This is a genomic window from Sporomusa aerivorans, from assembly GCF_041428895.1.
In the GTDB taxonomy this organism is placed as follows: Bacteria; Bacillota; Negativicutes; order Sporomusales; family Sporomusaceae; genus Sporomusa; species Sporomusa aerivorans.
On record NZ_CP156926.1, the window covers coordinates 3821672 to 3841037 of the forward strand.

Annotated in this window: 19 protein-coding genes; 1 reads left to right on the forward strand and 18 read right to left on the reverse strand. The window is 44.0% G+C overall.

Annotation, left to right across the window (positions count from 1 at the left end; all coding sequences use genetic code 11):
- Window positions 1-28: 28 nt before the first annotated feature.
- The 16 genes from miaB to SATMO3_RS18375 form a co-directional block, all read right to left on the reverse strand.
- Window positions 29-1369 carry a tRNA (N6-isopentenyl adenosine(37)-C2)-methylthiotransferase MiaB gene (miaB, locus tag SATMO3_RS18300; protein ID WP_371371178.1) on the reverse strand — a complete coding sequence of 447 codons (1341 nt, stop codon included), beginning with the start codon at window positions 1367-1369 and terminating at the stop codon, window positions 29-31.
- A 211-nt stretch (window positions 1370-1580) separates the two neighbouring features.
- A complete protein-coding gene (locus tag SATMO3_RS18305) occupies window positions 1581-1952 on the reverse strand; it encodes a sulfite exporter TauE/SafE family protein (protein WP_371371179.1) in 372 nt (123 codons plus the stop codon).
- The gene (locus tag SATMO3_RS18310; RefSeq protein WP_371371180.1) at window positions 1949-2305 is read right to left on the reverse strand and encodes a TSUP family transporter; all 357 of its coding nucleotides are present in this window, start codon (window positions 2303-2305) and stop codon (window positions 1949-1951) included. Before SATMO3_RS18310 ends, SATMO3_RS18305 begins: the two co-directional genes overlap by 4 nt.
- 13 nt (window positions 2306-2318) lie before the next feature.
- On the reverse strand, window positions 2319-2663 hold the full coding sequence (locus SATMO3_RS18315; protein ID WP_371371181.1) for a DUF3870 domain-containing protein: 345 nt from the start codon (window positions 2661-2663) through the stop codon (window positions 2319-2321).
- A gap of 23 nt (window positions 2664-2686) precedes the next feature.
- Entirely contained in the window at window positions 2687-3514 is an 828-nt protein-coding gene (locus tag SATMO3_RS18320) for an Asp23/Gls24 family envelope stress response protein (protein WP_371371182.1), read from the reverse strand.
- Window positions 3515-3603: 89 nt separating this feature from the next.
- Window positions 3604-4422, reverse strand: a complete 819-nt coding sequence (locus SATMO3_RS18325) for a PHP domain-containing protein (RefSeq protein WP_371371183.1) — start codon at window positions 4420-4422, stop codon at window positions 3604-3606.
- Window positions 4419-5921: a leucyl aminopeptidase gene (locus tag SATMO3_RS18330; protein ID WP_371371184.1), complete on the reverse strand. Its 1503-nt coding sequence runs from the start codon at window positions 5919-5921 to the stop codon at window positions 4419-4421. The genes SATMO3_RS18325 and SATMO3_RS18330 overlap by 4 nt, the downstream gene beginning before the upstream one ends.
- A gap of 106 nt (window positions 5922-6027) precedes the next feature.
- Window positions 6028-6288 carry a stage V sporulation protein S gene (locus SATMO3_RS18335; protein WP_075755210.1) on the reverse strand — a complete coding sequence of 87 codons (261 nt, stop codon included), beginning with the start codon at window positions 6286-6288 and terminating at the stop codon, window positions 6028-6030.
- Window positions 6289-6421: 133 nt separating this feature from the next.
- The gene (locus tag SATMO3_RS18340) at window positions 6422-6943 is read right to left on the reverse strand and encodes a hypothetical protein (protein WP_371371185.1); all 522 of its coding nucleotides are present in this window, start codon (window positions 6941-6943) and stop codon (window positions 6422-6424) included.
- 168 nt (window positions 6944-7111) lie between these two features.
- Entirely contained in the window at window positions 7112-8656 is a 1545-nt protein-coding gene (gene rny, locus SATMO3_RS18345; protein WP_371371186.1) for a ribonuclease Y, read from the reverse strand.
- Window positions 8657-8827: 171 nt separating this feature from the next.
- Window positions 8828-9277: a regulatory protein RecX gene (locus SATMO3_RS18350; protein ID WP_371371187.1), complete on the reverse strand. Its 450-nt coding sequence runs from the start codon at window positions 9275-9277 to the stop codon at window positions 8828-8830.
- Entirely contained in the window at window positions 9277-10341 is a 1065-nt protein-coding gene (gene recA, locus SATMO3_RS18355) for a recombinase RecA (RefSeq protein WP_371381746.1), read from the reverse strand. The genes SATMO3_RS18350 and recA overlap by 1 nt, the downstream gene beginning before the upstream one ends.
- 140 nt (window positions 10342-10481) lie before the next feature.
- Entirely contained in the window at window positions 10482-12056 is a 1575-nt protein-coding gene (locus SATMO3_RS18360; protein ID WP_371371188.1) for a DEAD/DEAH box helicase, read from the reverse strand.
- Between the two features lie 13 nt (window positions 12057-12069).
- A complete protein-coding gene (locus SATMO3_RS18365; protein ID WP_371371189.1) occupies window positions 12070-13317 on the reverse strand; it encodes a competence/damage-inducible protein A in 1248 nt (415 codons plus the stop codon).
- Window positions 13318-13706: 389 nt separating this feature from the next.
- On the reverse strand, window positions 13707-15041 hold the full coding sequence (gene rimO, locus SATMO3_RS18370; RefSeq protein ID WP_371371190.1) for a 30S ribosomal protein S12 methylthiotransferase RimO: 1335 nt from the start codon (window positions 15039-15041) through the stop codon (window positions 13707-13709).
- Window positions 15042-15054: 13 nt separating this feature from the next.
- Window positions 15055-16086, reverse strand: coding sequence for an ABC transporter substrate-binding protein (locus SATMO3_RS18375; RefSeq protein ID WP_371371191.1), 1032 nt, complete (start codon window positions 16084-16086; stop codon window positions 15055-15057).
- Window positions 16087-16279: 193 nt separating this feature from the next.
- Between SATMO3_RS18375 and SATMO3_RS18380 the strand changes: the two genes are divergently transcribed.
- Window positions 16280-16672 carry a hypothetical protein gene (locus SATMO3_RS18380; protein WP_371371192.1) on the forward strand — a complete coding sequence of 131 codons (393 nt, stop codon included), beginning with the start codon at window positions 16280-16282 and terminating at the stop codon, window positions 16670-16672.
- A gap of 3 nt (window positions 16673-16675) precedes the next feature.
- Here SATMO3_RS18380 and SATMO3_RS18385 read toward each other — a convergent pair whose 3' ends face one another.
- Together SATMO3_RS18385 and SATMO3_RS18390 are read right to left on the reverse strand one after the other, a co-directional pair.
- Window positions 16676-18571, reverse strand: coding sequence for a YgiQ family radical SAM protein (locus tag SATMO3_RS18385; protein ID WP_371371193.1), 1896 nt, complete (start codon window positions 18569-18571; stop codon window positions 16676-16678).
- Between the two features lie 21 nt (window positions 18572-18592).
- The gene (locus SATMO3_RS18390) at window positions 18593-19363 is read right to left on the reverse strand and encodes a helix-turn-helix domain-containing protein (RefSeq protein ID WP_371371194.1); all 771 of its coding nucleotides are present in this window, start codon (window positions 19361-19363) and stop codon (window positions 18593-18595) included.
- Window positions 19364-19366 lie beyond the last annotated feature (3 nt).

Here is a 19366-nt window from a genome sequence, read left to right on the forward strand (position 1 = left end):
ATTGGTATTCTCCTCTGCCAACTAGAAATTAAAGTAACCGGCCCTTCAGAACCCAGGTCTGGGCTGTATTTATTTGGACATTTACCAAATCGCCGGCCATTTCCTGTCCTGTTTTCTCCCATAAAACAATTTTATTGGTCCGTGTTCGTCCCATTAATATCTTATCGTCGTTTTTACTGGGACCCTCTACAAGGACTTGCTCAATACTGCCTTCAAGCTTCTTGTTAATAGCAAGGCTGATTTCATTTTGAACCGTCATTAACTGATTAAGCCGCAATTTTTTCGTTGCCAGCGGCACCTGCTCCTCATATTTAGCTGCAGGTGTGCCTGACCGTTGTGAGTATAAAAAAGTATAAGCGGCATCATAGCCGATTTCTTTAATGAAAGAGAGCGTTTCCGCAAACTCCTTATCAGTCTCGCCCGGAAATCCCACAATTAAGTCGGTTGTTAGACTGGCCCCGGGAACAGCCTCCCGAATTTTACTTACAAGCTGACGGTAATAGTCTGTAGTATACCCCCGGTTCATACGTGCAAGAATTGTATCACTTCCGGCCTGAACAGGCAGATGAAAGTGTTCACAAATTTTTTTACTGTTTTTGATAATATTAATTATTTTATCATTCATGTCCCGTGGATGGGAAGTCATGTAACGGATACGGGCAATTGAGTCAATCGCATCGACGGCCAGCAACAAGTCGGCAAAATCAACACCTTCATCACTGTCCTTGCCGTAAGAATTGACATTCTGGCCAAGCAGGGTAATTTCTTTGAAACCGTCACTGCCTAACTGCCGGATTTCTGCAATTATACTGTCAAGCGGCCGGCTTCGCTCACGCCCTCTGACGTAGGGGACAATACAATAGGTGCAAAAATTGTTGCAGCCGTACATAATCGGCACCCAGGCCGATATTTGTCCTTTACGGACCGTGGGAACATCAGGAGCCAAACGTTCTGCCTGATCCCATACAGCCAATACAGGCTCGCGGTCCTCTTCAATTTTGCCCAGCAATTCAACAAGTTGATGAATATTATGAGTACCCATAACCAAATTAACGTGCGGATACTTTTTCAGTATTTTGTCTTTATCCTTTTGGGCCATGCAGCCTACAACCCCAATAATTAAATTAGGGTTAACCTGCTTAAGTCTTTTCATTTCCCCAATGCGGCCATAAATTTTTTTTTCAGCGCTTTCCCGGACGCAACAGGTATTTATTAATATTAAATCAGCTTGCTCAATATCGTCCGTTGCCTCATAATCAATCGTTCGCAATTGACCGGCAAGACGCTCTGAGTCATTAAGATTCATCTGGCACCCAAAAGTAATTGTATGAAAGAGTTTCTGCCCTTTTTGCATCATACTTGATTCCATTCTATGTATCAGCTCCAATAAACAAAGAGTGTATCTGCCAATTATTATAGCTTAAATAAAGAACTAGTACAAATCACACATACCTTATCCATAAAGAAAACACGGCCTCAGCCGAGCCTTTGGCGAAAGCGGAAGCCGATGTTGCCCTTATCCAGGCGAAAGTTATACTTTCTATCAGGATAAAAAAGAAACCCTTGCCACCAGGGTTTCTTTACTCTTTCTTGCGCGTTCCCAAAATCATCTTGACACCTGAATACACTACAAAAATGCCAAAGATTCGTTTAAGTAAGTCAGCAGGCACATCTTGGACAAAATTTGCGCTGATTAAGGCTCCGGCAACAGCGCCGGCGGCTATATAAACAGCGGCCTGATAATTTATCAGCTTATCGCTGTAGAACTGCCAGACACTAACAATTGCAGTCGGTATTATTACCAGCATGGATATTCCTTGTGCAGTGTGTTGAGCGATGCCTAACAAAAATACCATCATGGGTACCAGCACGACGCCGCCGCCAATACCCAGCAAGCCGCTTAATACCCCCACACTTAAGCCCATAACAAAAATCACCAGGATGGTACTCATGTTATTATCATCCTTAACCCCACAACCAAAAGCAACAGGCCAAATAACTGCTGCAACCTGACCGGGGGAATTCTTTTCATTAACCGGGCCCCAATACTGGCTCCACAAATGCTGCCTAAAACAAGATTTAAAGACAAACCAATCTCGATATTGCCATGAAAACCGTATACCGCACTGCTAACAATGGCCGTAGGTACAACAATTGCCATAGAAGTAGCTTGCGCAACATGCTGACTGATTGAAAAGTAACTTACCATAATTGGCACAAGAAAAACACCACCGCCAACGCCAAGTAACCCACTGAGAATACCAACCAGAAAGCCTGCGCCGGAAAACTTAACCCGTTCAGTCATAGCAAACCCCTCATTAATCAATCGCGCTCGGAGTCAATCCTTCCTTATAACTACGATACTTGTCATATATTATGCGAATAGCCGTAATAACTGCTTTCTTAGCGCTGCCTTGATATGTCTTATCTATAATTCTAACCAGGTTCTCCGGATTTGTGATTGACCTGCCTACTAGCATTTCTGACACATGATTGCGAGCTACTGCAGTCGCCAAGGTACAATCGGCTTCCAGTATATTGCCGGATTCTTCATCGATGACCAGCACTACACCAATCACTTTATAGATTTCACTAGCCGTGATCCCTGTTGGCAATTTCGCATAACCTGAAAATAAAATACGTTTTCCTTGCTTTATATCCACAATTTCCCCGCCCTTATGTTAGATTATTCAATGCTTAAACGTTTCACTGCAACATTTACTTCCCTGACTATCATACCTGTCATATACTCAACAACCTGTTTAACCCGTAGTTGCGCGTCATGAACTACATTCCAAATAGACTGCCCGTATTTGATTGTCACATCAAATGAAATTGAAATTCCTTTCTCCCTGTCATGTGAATTTTTAATAGTAATTTGACCGGTCTTGGTAATAGTATCATCACTGGTGGCAACATAATCGACAATGGCTGCAATGGCAGCATCCGAGATGAGTAGCTTTCCGTAGTAACTAAATGTAGGCCGGACAATCGATTTCTCACCAAGTTTACGCCGTTGCTTAGAACGGGGTTTCTTGAAAAAGATATCCAGCGGATCAATCAGATACCCGGAAAAATGTGGCTTGAGTTCAATAGTAGGTACCGGAATAATATGTTTTCCTTCCTTTAATCTGCTTTCTCTCGCTTTTGCAATTTCAGCCCGGGAAGCAATATCCTCAATGCGAATTGTTTTGCTGATAGGCGGTATTTGCAAGGCATCTACTATTTTTTCCACCATGTTTTTTGAGGTGCCTAGCACAAGAATACGTGCAGGTTTAACTCTTTGAATTGCCTCTCTAACTTCAGTAGCATGGTCAGGTTCCATGAATATGGCACGTTTGACAGCTTTAATTTTGCTGGGCTCTTTCTTTGCCGAATAACCAGCAATAATCTTGCTATCTTTAATTAACAGCCCATCGTCAATAATTGTATCAACGTCGTATTCGTGCGCCACGATTAACGCGCGATGGCTTTTGCCTGTTCCACTTGGACCTACCAGAGCGATGGTGTCCATAGGCCAGCCTCCTGAGTAAAAATCATAGAAAATGTACTTTCTGCTAATATAAAAATAAACACCTTTGCAGGTGTTGTCAAGTAAAAGTATTACTTTGACAAAGATTCAGCCATTCTGGCTGAAATCGTAAAAATACCGAGTTTCTCGGGATATCGCCCGGGAATAGCATGAAAGTCGGACCCGCCGGTTATCTTCAAATTATATTTTTGCGCGATTGTTAAGTATTTATTTGTCATTCCCTGATCATGCTCCGGATGATAAACCTCCAAACCTTGTATACCTGCTGTAATTAATTCCAGAACCAGTCTGTCATCACCGATCAAGCCTGGATGAGCCAGTATTGCTGCACCGCCTGCCTGTGTTATAATTTTGATTACTTGTTCAGGCGCCAATTTATAGTGCGGAACATATGCCGGACCGTTCTTGGACAAAACTTGTTCAAAGACTTCGCCGATTGTTGCAAAATACTTTTTTTCTAAAAGAGCTTTCGCCACATGGGGCCTGCCTACGGATTTGGCAGGCCCGGCTATTGCCAGAACACGGCTATACTCAATTGCATAGCCTAATTTGTTAAGTTTTTCGACCATTAACTTTGACCGGCGCAGCCGGTCATTAGCGATAACTTCTAGCTGATCCCGCAATTTGCGACTATCAATATCTATAAAATAGCCCAAAATATGAACCTCATGCTTTGGTAAATCGGTGCTAAATTCTATTCCGGGGATGAGTGTCATTTTGGATGCGGCACTGTCCAAACCTGCTGCCCTTAGCTCCAGATGCGCATTAACGGTATCGTGATCTGTAATAGCGATATAGCTTAGGCCAGCCTGCTCTGCCTGACTGATAATTTCCTGCGGCGCTAAGCGTCCGTCAGACGCGGTAGAGTGGATATGAAGATCGGCTATCATAACATACCAGCGTTATCGGCCAGTTGTATCAAAGTCCGCACACCGGCACCAGTGCCGCCTTTAAGGGTATACCCCTTGTCTTTATCCGCATCTGATGTACCCGCGATATCAATATGCACCCAGGGAGTCTTCTCGGCAAACTGACCGATAAATAAGCCGGCAGTAATGGCGCCGCCTGGCCGGCCGCCACTATTTTTCAAGTCGGCCACTGAACTCTTGATCTGAGCAAAATACTCGTCGTCATTCGGAAGTTCCCACATCTTCTCACCAGCTTGTTGAGCAGCCGCAATGACCGTCTTTGACCATTCGCTATTATTACTGATAACTCCTGAATAAATACTCCCAAGGCCGACTACACAGGCTCCGGTTAAGGTTGCGATATCAATAAGCCGGGTAGCGCCAAGTTTTTTCGCATAGGTAATAGCATCGGCCAAAATTAACCGCCCCTCGGCATCTGTACTTAATACCTCAATGGTTTTGCCGTTCATGGACGTAATTATATCGCCTGGCCGAAAGGCGCTGCCTGACGGCATATTTTCAGTGCAAGGCACGATGGCATATATATTAATTTTGGGCTTTAGCTGAGCTATGGCCATCATAGCCCCGATTACAGCGGCGCCACCTGCCATATCCCCTTTCATTTCGTCCATATTCTGACTGGGTTTTAGTGATATTCCGCCACTGTCAAAAGTAATTCCTTTGCCGACATAAGCAACAAAATCCTTACTGGCAGGCTCCCCCTGATATTTCAGGACAATAAGTTTAGGTGGCATGGTACTTCCCTGGGCCACAGCCAGTAAGGCACCCATTCCGTTGTTTATCATATCCTCTTTTTCCAGCACATTTAATTCCAGATTATATTGCCTGGCTATTTCGCCTGCATGCCAGGCCATTTTTGCCGGAGTCATATATTGAGCCGGGTGATTGACCAAATCACGGGCATAATTTACACTATCGGCGATAATTTTTCCCAGCCGTGCTCCTTCAGTAAATGCTTCGATCTTTGCTTCTTCATTTTCAATGATAATAAGATTGTCAATCGTGGTGATATTCTCCGTGTTTGTTTTATAATATTGAAACCGGTACAGTCCCATAACTGCGCCTTCAGCAACAGCCTGGGCTGCTTGCTTGTCATCCAATCCGCCATTACCGGCCCCATGGGCAATAGTCGCCACTGTCTTAGAGTGTATTTTTCTGGCCAGGCGCATGGCGATAGCTGTCAGGGCACGAGCTTTATCAAGCGAGAACTCACTTCTTTTTCCCAAACCAAGCAAGATGACACGTTTAGCGCCAATAGCGCCGAAAGTATGTATAATGTTCGTTTCTCCGTACTTGCCGCATCCCGGCATATCACGGATAATTTCGCTCAAATGAGCGTTAAGAGCCTTATTTACCTCACCGGTTGCTCCGCCCGGAACAATAACGTCTTCAAATAAATTAATGATCAGGGTGTCGCCTAAGACCTCTGTTACAGAACCATGAATTACTTCTATATTCATTTTCCCACTCCTCAGCAATTATTTGATAATACAATATTATGCCTAAAATGACTTACAAAAACACTAAAACCTGTTCGCCATGAACAGGTTCAAGTATGATCTATAGTTAGCGAGGCTCGACGATTAATTTGATAGCGGTTCTCTCTTCACCATCAATAAGAATATCTGTAAAAGCGGGGATGCAGATTAAATCTACACCGTGTGGCGCTACAAATCCTCTCGCAATCGCTACTGCTTTTACAGCCTGGTTAAGTGCTCCTGCACCAATCGCCTGAATTTCAGCACCGCCACGCTCTCTTAGCACTCCAGCCAAGGCTCCTGCTACAGAATTAGGATTGGATTTTGCTGATACTTTCAAGACATCCATGTTTTTATGTGCCCTCCTTTGATAAAAAAAACGTTATTAGTCCTATATATTAGGTATATTCGTTGTACGGGAAAAAATTCCTGTTTCCGCGCTCAAAAAAATCTAATAATTACAACAAATACATATTATCTAATTATTTGTTAAAAACAAAGACACGCCCATCTTCACGAATACCAATAAGACTATGATGATCATTATATTGGCTGCGCATGTTTTCCAGCATATTTTCGATTACTTCTTCTTGGAAAAGGAGGTCTTCTTCCAGCATAGAGTCATTATGATCAGCAATCAATCGATCGGCAAAACGGTCTCTTAAGAGTTTTATAGTTAAATCAATTTCGCCGCGCGACATGGTATGCACATCCCGCGAAACAGTCAACATGGCTACTTGCTCATACGAACTTAAGTCAACGTCTGTGGCAGTAGCCGGCGTACCCTCCAGCATGTGGTAGGCTGCAACACTATTAATAATTAATTGCTTAATTGTTTTATAGTCACTAGCTGAGGGAATCCCTGAAATCATAAACGTAAGTTTTAGAGAATTTGCCTCAGGATTGAAGTTTATCGTTCCTATCTCCGGATACCGGACCAACATAGATATAAGCAGATTAGCTCCATCAGAAACTTGTTGATCATTTGGGCAAAGCTCAGGCATATAAATTCACCGTCCAAAAATTGATAAAATAATATTCACTGATACAGTTAAGTTTCTGAATTAAGTATTCTCTAGAAGATATTTAAATCCTGCTTTTATATTCTTGGTAAAAAAGCTAAAAAACGGTTTTACCATAGGTAAAACCGTTTTAGATTGCATTATGCGTTTTTACTTGGCGTAATCTACTGCACGTGTTTCACGAATAACCGTTACTTTTATTTGGCCAGGATATTCAAGTTCGCTTTCAATCTTCTTCACAATATCCCGCACCAAACGCACAGCCGTTAAATCATCAATCTTATCCGGCTTGACCATAATACGAATTTCGCGGCCAGCTTGAATTGCAAAAGACTTTTCTACGCCATCAAATGATTCAGCGATTTCTTCCAATCGTGTTAATCGCTTCAAATAGCTTTCTAATGTTTCTCTGCGAGCTCCTGGACGAGCGGCAGAAACAGCATCAGCGGCTGCGACAAGTACAGCCTGGATAGTTTTTGGTTCCTCATCGCCGTGATGCGCAGCAATCGCATTAATTACTTCTGCTGCCTCACGATATTTCTTAGCTAAATCTGCCCCAATGGTAACGTGCGGACCTTCGACTTCATGATCAACAGCCTTACCAATATCATGGAGCAAACCAGCTCGCTTGGCTAACATTACGTCTACTCCCAGTTCAGTCGCCATGACTCCGGCTAAGTGTGATACTTCAATAGAATGCTTAAGCACATTTTGACCATAGCTGGTACGGAATTTTAATCGTCCCAGAAGTTTTATCAGTTCTGGATGCAGACCATGAACTCCTGTTTCAAAAGTAGCCTGTTCGCCTGCTTCCTTAATTTTCTGTTCAACTTCTTTTTGCGCCTTTTCAACCATTTCTTCAATACGAGCCGGATGAATACGGCCGTCGACGATAAGTTTCTCCAAGGCAATTCTGGCAACTTCTCGCCGAACAGGATCAAAACCCGATAAAATAACCGCTTCAGGGGTATCATCAATAATTAAATCAATACCTGTAAGCGTCTCAAGAGTCCGGATATTACGGCCCTCACGGCCAATAATCCGCCCTTTCATCTCATCATTAGGCAAAGCAACAACCGACACGGTTGTTTCAGCAACATGATCTGCAGCACAGCGTTGAATTGCTAATGATATAATTTCTTTGGCCTTCTTTTCCGCTTCTTCTTTAGCCTGTTGTTCGAGTTCCTTGATCAGCATTGCTGTTTCATGTTTGATTTCTTCTTCAACATTGGCAAGCAGCAAGCTACGGGCATCCTCTGATGTCAATCCGGACAACCTTTCCAGTTCGGTTACTTGCTTGACATAAAGTTCATTGATTTTTTCTTGACTTTTATCTAGCTCAGCTTCTTTACGGCTGATAATCTCTTCTTTCTTCTCGAGAGAATCAATTTTCCTGTCAAGATTTTCTTCTTTTTGTACTAAACGTCGTTCCAAACGCTGAAGTTCAGACCTACGTTCCTTAATTTCCCGTTCAAGTTCACTTCTAAGCTTATGAATTTCTTCTTTCGCTTCAACCAGTGCTTCTTTCTTCTTGGACTCGCCAACCTTCTCGGCATCCTCCAGTATTTTCCTGGCCGCAGTTTCTGCAGAAGCAATTTTGGCCTCGGCGATATTTTTACGTACCCAGTAACCGATGCCAGCACTCAACAGTCCGACTAAAATTGCGGTAATAACAATTTCTACAATAAGTTCCACCTCCTTTAAATTTAAACTATATTAAGGGTAAAGCCGAGCTTAACTCGGCTTTTAAAAGTAGCTTATCAGGTGCTTTGTGTCAGCATGCAAGCTCTCCTAAAAGTTTACCTAAAACAAATTACCTGGTTTCACGATTGGATAATTTTATTGTAATTGTTTTTCAAATGAGTGTCAAGGCAGCATGTCCCTTAGCTGCTCTAAAACTTTATTCACAGTGCTTGCTTTGAATCCTTTGGCGGCTAACCGGCGCGCTATTTTCGGCAATATTTGACTCTCCTCACTATTCCAGTACTTTTTCGCCAGTTTAATAGCTGCCTGATATTCGTGGGTGCCATCGTATCCTGCCAGTTTGTCAGCAACCAGTGCGGCTGACAAGCCTTTGCGTCTTAACCTTATATACGTCTCCCGCAAACTGTACTTTTTTGTCTCGGCATAATTGCATAATAGCATATCACAAAGCGCGGCATCATTGAGATAACCGCGCTCAGTAACATATTCAATAGCATGCTGGATTGCCGATGCGTCATAGCCTTGCTGCAGAAGCTTTTGCTGGAGTTCATGCTGGCTATATGCTCTAATACTTAACAGCTTAACGGCAACCGCAGATACATCCTTACTCATCAGGCTTCAAACATCTCGTCATTTTCTTCGCCGGCAAATGCTTCACTGTCTTCGCTCAGGGCATTATCCAGTTTGGCATTACCGGCAAGCAATGTCTCACGAATTTTTTTATCAATTTCGTCAGCTACATTTTTGTTTTCCTTCAAAAATTCTTTGACATTTTCCCGGCCTTGTCCTAAACGTTGTCCATTATAACCAAACCATGCGCCGCTTTTATTGATAATATCCAGAGAAACACCGATATCGATAAGACTTCCCTCACGGGAAATACCCTCGCCGTACATGATATCAAATTCGGCTTGCTTAAACGGCGGAGCTACCTTGTTTTTAACAACCTTAACTTTGGTACGGCTGCCAACAACATCATTGCCTTGCTTTAAACTCTCGGCTTTACGAACATCCATACGGATTGACGAATAAAACTTCAAAGCCCGCCCACCGGTTGTTGTCTCCGGATTGCCAAACATAACACCGACTTTTTCACGAATCTGGTTAATAAAAATAGCCGTAGTACGGGATTTGCTAATGATACCGGTAAGTTTACGTAACGCCTGAGACATTAACCGGGCATGCAGACCGACATGAGAATCTCCCATATCTCCCTCAATTTCATTTTTGGGAACAAGGGCTGCTACCGAGTCAATGACGATAACGTCAATAGCGGCGCTGCGAACTAAAGCCTCTGCAATTTCCAGAGCCTGTTCACCGTTATCAGGCTGGGAAATTAGCAGATTTTCAATATCAACACCAAGTTTTTTAGCATAAACCGGGTCCAGGGCGTGCTCTGCATCAATAAAAGCCGCAATTCCGTCCAATTTTTGCGCCTGGGCAATAATGTGCAACGCAACAGTTGTTTTACCGGAAGATTCCGGCCCAAATATTTCTACAACCCGGCCACGAGGAACACCACCGACTCCCAATGCAATATCCAGCGGTAAAGAGCCAGTAGGAATGACCTCAATATTCATTTTGGCGGCAGCCTCACCAAGTTTCATAATGGCGCCTTTGCCAAAATCTTTTTCTATTTGACGCATAGCATTTTCGAGTGCTTTAAATTTATCCATTTCCCGGTTCTTCTCAAAGTCTTTTGTTTTATCCACGCTAATGTAAACCTCCCCCGGTAACCTTTAGCACCAGTATACAAACATTTGTTCGTTTTGTCAATAAAAAGCTCAGCGGTTAAGGTTCATAGATACCCTGATGATTAGCGTCCTTTGGCAGGCTCAATGTTAATCCGGTACCCCTTAATCGTATTTTTGTTCATAACCGACAATACCCGTTCGGCTACTGTTTCGGGAACTTCAACAAAAGTAAATTTGTCATAAATATTTATTACGCCAATAATGCTGCCTTCAATATCAGCCTCTTCAGCAATTGTACGGACAATGTCCTGAGGTTGAATCCTTTGGGCACGTCCGGCATTAATAAATAGCCTTACCATCCCTGGTTCGGCGCCGGTATTGCCGAATTGATTTTTTTCAATAACGGCTTGTTCCTTGTATCCTTCCTGGAAAAGCTTAAGTGCGGCTGCTGCAAGATCAATCGGATCATAATCAGTCGCCAGATCTGCGACAATACTGCTGTACGCATCGAAGCCGCCCCGGTTAATGGTCTGCGTAAGCTGGTTCTTAATAACCTCTGTCTGACGTTCAAGAATATCTGCCGGTGACGGCAGTTGCCGTCTTAGTATCCGCGTCTTGATTTCTTTCTCAATAATCTTTAGCTGCCGATACTCACGCGGTTGGATGAAGGTTATAGCTACGCCCTTTTTCCCGGCGCGGCCTGTACGACCAATCCGGTGAACGTACGATTCAGGGTCTTGCGGTATATCATAATTAATAACATGCGTTATTTGCTCAATATCCAACCCTCTGGCGGCGACATCAGTTGCAATGAGTATATCCAGTTTCCCATCCCGGAACTTTTTCATAACCCGGTCACGCTGAGCCTGGCTCAAGTCGCCATGCAAACCATCCGAAATGTAACCGCGTGCCGATAAAGATGCCACCAGATCGTCAACGCCCTTTTTAGTACGGCAGAAGATAATTACCCGTCCCACCGTCTCTGAGTCAAGCACCCGGCACAAGCCGTCCAGTTTATCGCGTGTTTCGTAATAAATCTGATCAATCAGGGGTACTGTAAGCTGCTCTTTGCTAATGGTTACAGTTACCCTGTCCCGCATGTATTTATCAGCCAAGGCCATTATTTCCGACGGCATTGTAGCCGAGAACAATAAGGTCTGACGTTCGGTTGGAACATGCTGCAGAATGCTTTCAATGTCATCAACAAATCCCATATCAAGCATTTCATCGGCCTCATCTAAAACAAGGATTTTAACATGATCAAGCTTAATGGTCTTCCGCCGAATATGGTCAAGCAGCCGCCCCGGTGTTCCCACAACTACCTGCACACCTGATTTAAGTGTCCTGATTTGCCGTTCAATTGCCTGTCCGCCATAAATAGGCAATGTTTTAATACGCTTAAATCTACCTATTTTCGCCAGTTCTTCCGATACCTGAATAGCCAGCTCCCGGGTAGGCGTTAAAACCAACGCCTGAATCTGCCTTGTTTCGGTTATACGTTCCATGATAGGTATCCCGAATGCTGCGGTTTTACCGGTACCCGTCTGCGCCTGTCCCAAAACATCATTTCCGGCTAATACCAGCGGTATAGTTTGACTTTGAATCGGCGACGGTTCTTCAAAACCCATCTCCGTAATAGCTGCTGCCGTTTTTTTACTTAATGCGATATCACCAAATGTAGTTATTGTGTCTTTCAATATAACAACCTCCTTAAATACCAGTTAAATAGTGCCTCAAATGATTAAGCGCGGCTAACGCCGTACGATGTTTTATATTTGTGCGTGTCCCGTTAAAGTAATGCTCATGGCACACAACCCCACCGGGGCCGGCGACAGCAATGTAGACAAGCCCCACAGGCTTGTCAGGAGTAGCGCCGTCCGGGCCGGCGATCCCGGTAATACCAAGGCCAATATCGGACTGAAATTTATTTTTTATCCCTAAAGCCATCTCTTTAGCCGTCTCGGGACTAACAGCGCCTTTGTCGGCAATGGTCTCAGCGGCAACACCCACTTGGTCAATTTTCACAGTGTTACTGTAGCATACGATGGAGCCCGTTAAATAGCGGGAACTGCCCGGAATATCAGTAATACGGCTGGAAACAAGCCCGCCGGTGCATGATTCCGCTAACGCAATAGAAAAGTTCCGGTTTAGCAGCAATGCGCCAGCCGATGCTTCCAATGTCTCTTCACCGGTCCCAAAGATGTATTCCTGTAATAGCGGCCGGATCTGACTTTCGAGGTCATGAATCAGTTGTAATGCCTGCTCTTCATCAGCCGCTCTTGAGGTAATGCGTACATGTATCTCACCGTTTTTGGCCAACAGGGCTAATGTTGGATTAGACTGAGATAATATATACTCCTTGATCCGCTCTTCTAAAGCAGATTCTCCTAAGCCATATGTCCGAAGAACCTTTGAAACAATCGCCCCCTGTATCCCAAACTTCTCTTGCAAATAAGGTACAATTGAAGTTTCCGTCATAGCGGCCAGCTCATGCGGCGGACCAGGCAGGTTTATTATAATTTTTCCGGATGCTTGATCTTCAGTAATAACGCCCGGTGCAGTACCGCAAGTGTTCTCAACAATCAGAGCCCCTTCAGGCATCATGGCCTGCCTCAAATTATTATCGGTCATACATAGCCGGCGTTCGTCAAAAAACCGTTTTATCCGCCGGACACTTTCTTCATGCAAGTACATTGATTTATTAAACAGCGAGGCGGTCACTTCTTTAGTGATATCTCCCTGAGTCGGTCCTAATCCCCCGCTTGTTATAACAATATCTGCCCGTTCTATGGCTGATTGTAAAACGCTTTTCATTCTATCCCGATTATCGCCGACAGTTGTCTGATATAAAACACTGAAACCGAGCTCGTTCAAACGGGCGGCTAAATAAGGCGCGTTGGTATTTACTATCTGTCCTAATAGTAATTCTGTGCCGGTACTTACTAACTCAACAATCATCTCATTCCCTCCTAACACTATTGCATTCGCTTTATAAAATTGTAATCCTTTTTGCTGATACATATTTTTCTGTAGAAATTATCTTTATTACATAAAATTAATAAAGTAGATTTAGCTTCAGGCGGGATTTTGGGTTTTAACCCCATCTGAAGGTTAGTCGTCGGATATAGTGCAGCCTGCATCGGGCCTGTGGCGAAAGCACAAGCTGATGTTGCCGTTATCCAGGCACCTTCTAGCAGAATAAAGAAAACACGGCTCGCGCCGAGTCTTTGGCAAAGGCTTACAGCCAATGTTGCTCTTATACTAAAAAATTACTGCTTTCTTCAGTACAAAAAATAGCAGAGCTTGGCATCTCTACTATTTTAAGCTTGCATTATATTATTATGCAGCTAGTCTAGCTTCTTCTCAGCCAATAAATCATAAGTAAATCCCTGAACGACTTCTGCAGAGATCAAATCTCCAGGCACAAGACCGGTAGCGTTTTCAACAAAGATACGGCCGTCAACATCAGGAGCTTCCCGGTAGGAACGGCCAAAAGCAACTTCGGGTTGTTCGCTGTTATACCCTTCAATTAACACGGTAAGCAATTTCCCTTCCATGTCACGGTTAATATCTTCAGAAACCCGGCATTGCAAAGTCATAAGCTCATGATAGCGTTCTTGTTTAATCTCATCAGACACCTGCTGTTCTAAAATACCGGCCGGGGTATCCTCTTCCTGTGAATAAGTAAATACGCCTACCCGCTCAAATTTTTGCTCAAGCAAAAATTGCTTTAATACTGCAAAATGCCTTTCCGCCTCGCCAGGAAACCCGACAATAAAGGAAGTACGCAAAACCACACCGGGAATACGTGAGCGAATTTTTTGCAGTAAAAGCTCAATGTCCGCTCTCGTATCAGCGCGGTTCATAGCCGCCAGGATTTCATCATCTGCATGTTGCAATGGCAGATCAATATATTTACAAATTTTCGGTTCGCGCGCAATTAGGTCTATAAGTTCATCGCTAAAAAACTTTGGATAACAGTATAGCAAGCGGATCCAGACAATCCCTTCAATTTTAACCAGTTCTTTCAGCAATGCGGTTAGCTGCGGCACGCCGTGGCGATCGCGTCCATAGCTGGTGGTATCTTGGGCGATAAGGTTTATCTCTTTTACGCCCCGCGCTGCAAGATTCTTTACTTCATTTACAACCGATTCAATCGAACGGCTCCGGTACTTACCGCGTACTAAAGGAATTACACAGTATGAGCAACAATTGCTGCAACCCTCGGCAATTTTGACATAGGCGCTATAGGTCGGTGTTGTCGTAATCCGCGACATATTTTCGTCATAAATTGTATCTGTTTCCCCAATCAGCAAGACACGCTCTCCATGGAGTACAGCCTGAACAGCTTCCATAATGCGGTGCCATGCGCCGGTCCCGACGATCGCCGAGACTTCAGGCAGCTCATCCAATAATTCCTGCTGATAACGCTGCCCCAGGCAACCGGCGACAATAACGCCACGGCATTGTCCGTCTTTCTTAAAATCAGACATTTGAATAATTGTCGAAATGGACTCTTCCTTGGCCGATTCTATAAAACCGCAAGTATTGACTATCAATATATCGGCAATATGAGGATCATCTGTAATCGTTATATTGTTATCAGCCAGAATTCCTAACATAACTTCAGTGTCCACAAGATTTTTGGCGCATCCTAGACTAACAAATCCTGCTTTAAGCATGAATGGGTTCCTCCTAATTTATTCCCAAGCGGGCTTGTACCCATTTATCAAGTATTCTTCGTTGTTGCTCTAATGAATACATATCATGATGGTCAAGTAACTTAAGATTCTTTGCAGCATATTCCTGGTATGTTTTTGTTTCCGGATTTGTCGGCAGAAAGTAGAATTTATTCTGAGCCAAGACGGTTTGGACGGTATCCTGCGTCAGCCAATCAATAAACTGCTTGGCTTCGTCGGCATGAGCGGCCCCTCTGACCAAACCTGCTCCGGTCAGTAAATAAGAGGTACCGTCTTCAGGGTAAATAATCTGAACCGGAAAGCCATCTTTTACATAACGCATCGTTTCGCTATGCACAGCAATAGCAACATCCACTTCACCCATACTGGCCATGCGCGCAGGTGTTGCCAGAAATTTGGCATACTGCACTATCTGCTGATGAAGTGTTTTGAAATAGTTCAGCGTAACGTCTTCCCCATTGGCAGCTACCAAGGTATATAACAGGTTAGCAGCGGCATCGGCGGCGAGGAAGTCTGTCATACCTACACGCATTTTGGGATTTGAGGATAAATCCGACCATTTCAAAATTTTTTTCGACGTTGTTCGTAAATAATCCTTATTAGCCGCGAAAACGATAGGATCATACCATACACCAACCCAATACCCGTCAGTATCCTGAAATTTGCTTGGTATTATATCAGTATACTCCGACTGGTAAGGTACAAGCAGAGCACTGGTGCGAGCCAGCTTCAGAGTCTTGCGGTTGGCAAGAATAATATCAGCCTGTTGGCCGGAAGAGCTGTCTAACATTCTGTTATATAACTCTTTCTCGGTAAGAGGCGTAACATTAACCCGGACCTTCGTAATCCGCTCATATTCCTGCGCTAATACAGCCACCTGCTCAACAGGCAACGTTGTATAAACGTTAATTGCAGTTACGTTATTTTTACTGTCTTTGCCGGCATATCCTGCCAGGTAGCTGGTCCCCATGACTGTGACGATCAACAAAAAGAAGGAAATTAATAGCAATGGCAGATAACGTCTCATGAGTTACCTCCGTTTAGCTTGTAGTAAAGTAAAATTCAGGTAAGGCAAACATATATACTATACCTTTTATTTCTTCTTTATGCAAGTCCCAAATTCTTTTATTTAAAAAAAGGGCAGCCTACTGCGTCATTAAAGTAACTTGTTTAAAAAAGCAGTCTATTATGATAAAATAAATATGAAAGGAGTTGTTCCTGTGGCAGAAAAACCTTCCTGGAGGTCTTTTATCCATCCGGACTTAACTTTACGGCTAATGTTTGTCGTAATTTTTTTACTGTTAATTGCGCTTGGCAATGCATTCGGTGTTTATGACGGACTTGTACATAACAATATACCGGCTGCCTTTTATGCCTTTGCCGCCTTCCTTCTTTACACCGTCCCGGCGCTTGGCTTACTAAAACTTAAACGCTGGGCTCGTCTTTTCGAGTTAGTTATTTCCATATTATTTGTAGTTTTAGGTTTTATAATCATGTTTAGCTATAACATGACTATGGGCCTGATGACAATTGTGCCCCATGGATTAATAGCTATCTACCTTCTATCAGACGATTGCCGCCGCGCATTTGGTCTTATAACGAAAGCAGACTAGAGCTCATCTAGTCTGCTTTTTTACTTTTGCCGGCTTGTGTCTGGAGGGAGTTAAGCGTCTGGTCTTGCCTTGCTTATCTTGACGGGGACTAGAAGCAGACTGTTGATTTCTTGGCGGCCTGATTAAACACTTAGGCGCATAACCGATTAAATCTTCCCGCCCGGCTTTGGTTAGCGCTTCGTATACCAGGTCGTAATTTTTAGGATTACGATATTGCAGGAGCGCCCGTTGCAGTCTTTTGTCATGGAAATCTCTGGCGACATATACTTTTTCACCGGTAAGCGGATTTATCCCGGTATAATACATACAGGTCGACAAACTCCCCGGAGTTGGAATAAAGTCTTGCACCTGTTCAGGATGATAACCCGTATCGCGTAAGAACTCCGCCAGTTCAATTGCTTCCTTGAGTCCGGCCCCCGGATGGCTGGACATAAAGTACGGCACCAGATACTGCTCTTTGCCTAGCTTCTTATTCATTTCTTCGTAGGCCTTTTTGAATCTTAAATAGGTTGTTTTATCAGCCTTCCCCATCAGTTGCGTCACTTTGGGAGAAATATGCTCCGGTGCAACCTTTAACTGCCCGCTGATATGATGCTCGCATAATTCACGCAAAAACTCATTATCATCAGCTGCAAGCAGGTAATCATACCTAAGTCCGGACCGGACGAAAACTTTTTTTATACCCGGAATTTTTCGGATTGCTCTCAGTAGTTCCAAATACTCTGTATGATTGGTATTTAAGCTTTTACACGCATTAGGAAATAAACACTGCTTTCCCCGGCAGGTTCCTCTGTCTGCCTGGTATTGACAGGCTGGCTGACGGAAGTTAGCTGTTGGTCCGCCCACATCGTGTATATATCCTTTAAAATCCGGCAGCTTCACAATTGTTTGCGCCTCATGCACTATCGATTCCTGGCTGCGGCTCTGAATGATTCTGCCCTGATGGGCATACAAGGCACAAAAGGAACAACTTCCATAGCAGCCGCGATGGCTGACGATGCTGAACTTGACTTCCTGAATTGCGGGAATCCCCCCGCTGGAAGCATAACAGGGATGATACGTGCGCTGGTACGGTAAATCGTATATCTCATCCATTTCCAGTGTGGACAGGGGTTTAGCCGGTGGATTCTGAACGATATACTGTTCACCATGGCTTTGAACTATGGTTTTGCCACGAATTGGATCCTGCTCCAAGTATTGTGTTTTAAAAGCTCGGGCAAAATCTGCTTTACTCTTGACAATATCCTGATAACCGGGGACCTCAATATAATCCCAGAGATGTTCAATGGAATCGGTGCGGTAACATGTGCCCGGAATATCCCGGATGGCATCAATAGTAATGCCGTCAGCCAACTGCGAGGCCACATCTTTTATCTGTTTCTCGCCCATTCCATATATTAGCAGATCGGCTCTACTGTCAATTAATACAGAACGGCGCACACTGTCTGACCAGAAATCGTAATGTGCAAACCTTCTTAAACTGGCTTCAATACCGCCAATTATCAGCGGAGTTTTCTTCCATATTTCTCTGATACGGTTGCAATAAACAATTGTCGCCCGTTCCGGCCTAAGTCCAGCCTGGCCTCCGGGCGAATAGTTATCTGTACTGCGATATTTTTTAGCTGCCGTATATTTATTGAGCATTGAATCAAGATTGCCGGCAGAAACCAGTATGCCAAGTTTGGGCTTGCCTAAACGTTTAAAATCATTTGTTGAACGCCAATCAGGCTGAGCAATAATCCCGACTTTGTAGCCATACTTTTCTAGCAATCTACATATAATCGCCGGCCCAAAGCTTGGATGATCAACATATGCATCGCCGCTGATAAATAAAAAATCCAGTTGCTCCCAGCCTCGCTGAGCCATATCTTCCCTGGTCGTAGGCAAAAAATTTGTCATACCTGCCGTTTTACCTCATTCCTATTGCGTAATTCCTGTCAATGTAAATGTTTTTGTGACAACATCACCATTACCACCAATTTTCCCCACTGCATTTCCGTTATATACCAGATCAACAGCACCGGCATTACCGAATTTGGCTGTTAATTGGTTTGCCGCTTCCCACGTCAGCGTCTCGCCGCTTTTAGGGATACCTTCGTATACTTCCTTGCCGTCTGCCAGGATCTGCGTCCAGCACTGTGAGTTATACTTGGCTGTCACCGTGACTTTTGCTACTGGCTTAGACTGCGCAGCAGACTGATTTTGTGAAGCCGAAGGGGAATTCGGAGCAGCAGGCGGTGTAGGCGGTTGTTTGGTCCCGGTCTGCTGTTGCTGTGCTGCCGGTGGCGGCGGAGCAACATCTGGTTTCTGATTTCCCGTTGACCACCAGACGATTCCGGCAACAATGCCGGCTAAAATAATAGCCCCGCTAGTCCACTTTAGCAACCCCCCGCCTGACTGAGACGGTTTAACAGGTTTAGCTTCTGATTTTTCAGGTTCGGCAACACTTTCCGCCGCCTGCCCTTTACCCTGACGATAGATTTCAAGTATTGCCTGGGGATCCAGACCTAAAAAAGTAGCATAATTACGTATAAACCCCTTTAGATATACTTCACCGGGGATAATTCCAAAGTTACCTTCTTCAATTGCGTTAAGATACAGTGCTCTAATGCTTATAGAACTCTCGACATCTTTTATTGACAGTCCTTTCTTTAACCGCTCAGCGCGCAAAAGTTCCCCTACTGTTTGCAAAAC

Bases quoted from the DNA above. Each gene is read 5' to 3' on its own strand.
- SATMO3_RS18340 (WP_371371185.1), bottom strand. From the start codon at position 6,943: ATGCCTGAGCTTTGCCCAAATGATCAACAAGTTTCTGATGGAGCTAAT.
- SATMO3_RS18385 (WP_371371193.1), bottom strand. From the start codon at position 18,571: ATGACAAATTTTTTGCCTACGACCAGGGAAGATATGGCTCAGCGAGGC.
- SATMO3_RS18365 (WP_371371189.1), bottom strand. From the start codon at position 13,317: ATGATTGTTGAGTTAGTAAGTACCGGCACAGAATTACTATTAGGACAG.
- SATMO3_RS18320 (WP_371371182.1), bottom strand. From the start codon at position 3,514: ATGGACACCATCGCTCTGGTAGGTCCAAGTGGAACAGGCAAAAGCCAT.
- SATMO3_RS18330 (WP_371371184.1), bottom strand. From the start codon at position 5,921: ATGAATATAGAAGTAATTCATGGTTCTGTAACAGAGGTCTTAGGCGAC.
- SATMO3_RS18325 (WP_371371183.1), bottom strand. From the start codon at position 4,422: ATGATAGCCGATCTTCATATCCACTCTACCGCGTCTGACGGACGCTTA.
- miaB (WP_371371178.1), bottom strand. From the start codon at position 1,369: ATGGAATCAAGTATGATGCAAAAAGGGCAGAAACTCTTTCATACAATT.
- SATMO3_RS18350 (WP_371371187.1), bottom strand. From the start codon at position 9,277: ATGAGTAAGGATGTATCTGCGGTTGCCGTTAAGCTGTTAAGTATTAGA.
- SATMO3_RS18310 (WP_371371180.1), bottom strand. From the start codon at position 2,305: ATGACTGAACGGGTTAAGTTTTCCGGCGCAGGCTTTCTGGTTGGTATT.
- SATMO3_RS18375 (WP_371371191.1), bottom strand. From the start codon at position 16,086: ATGAGACGTTATCTGCCATTGCTATTAATTTCCTTCTTTTTGTTGATC.
- SATMO3_RS18335 (WP_075755210.1), bottom strand. From the start codon at position 6,288: ATGGATGTCTTGAAAGTATCAGCAAAATCCAATCCTAATTCTGTAGCA.
- recA (WP_371381746.1), bottom strand. From the start codon at position 10,341: ATGGATAAATTTAAAGCACTCGAAAATGCTATGCGTCAAATAGAAAAA.
- rimO (WP_371371190.1), bottom strand. From the start codon at position 15,041: ATGCTTAAAGCAGGATTTGTTAGTCTAGGATGCGCCAAAAATCTTGTG.
- SATMO3_RS18305 (WP_371371179.1), bottom strand. From the start codon at position 1,952: ATGAGTACCATCCTGGTGATTTTTGTTATGGGCTTAAGTGTGGGGGTA.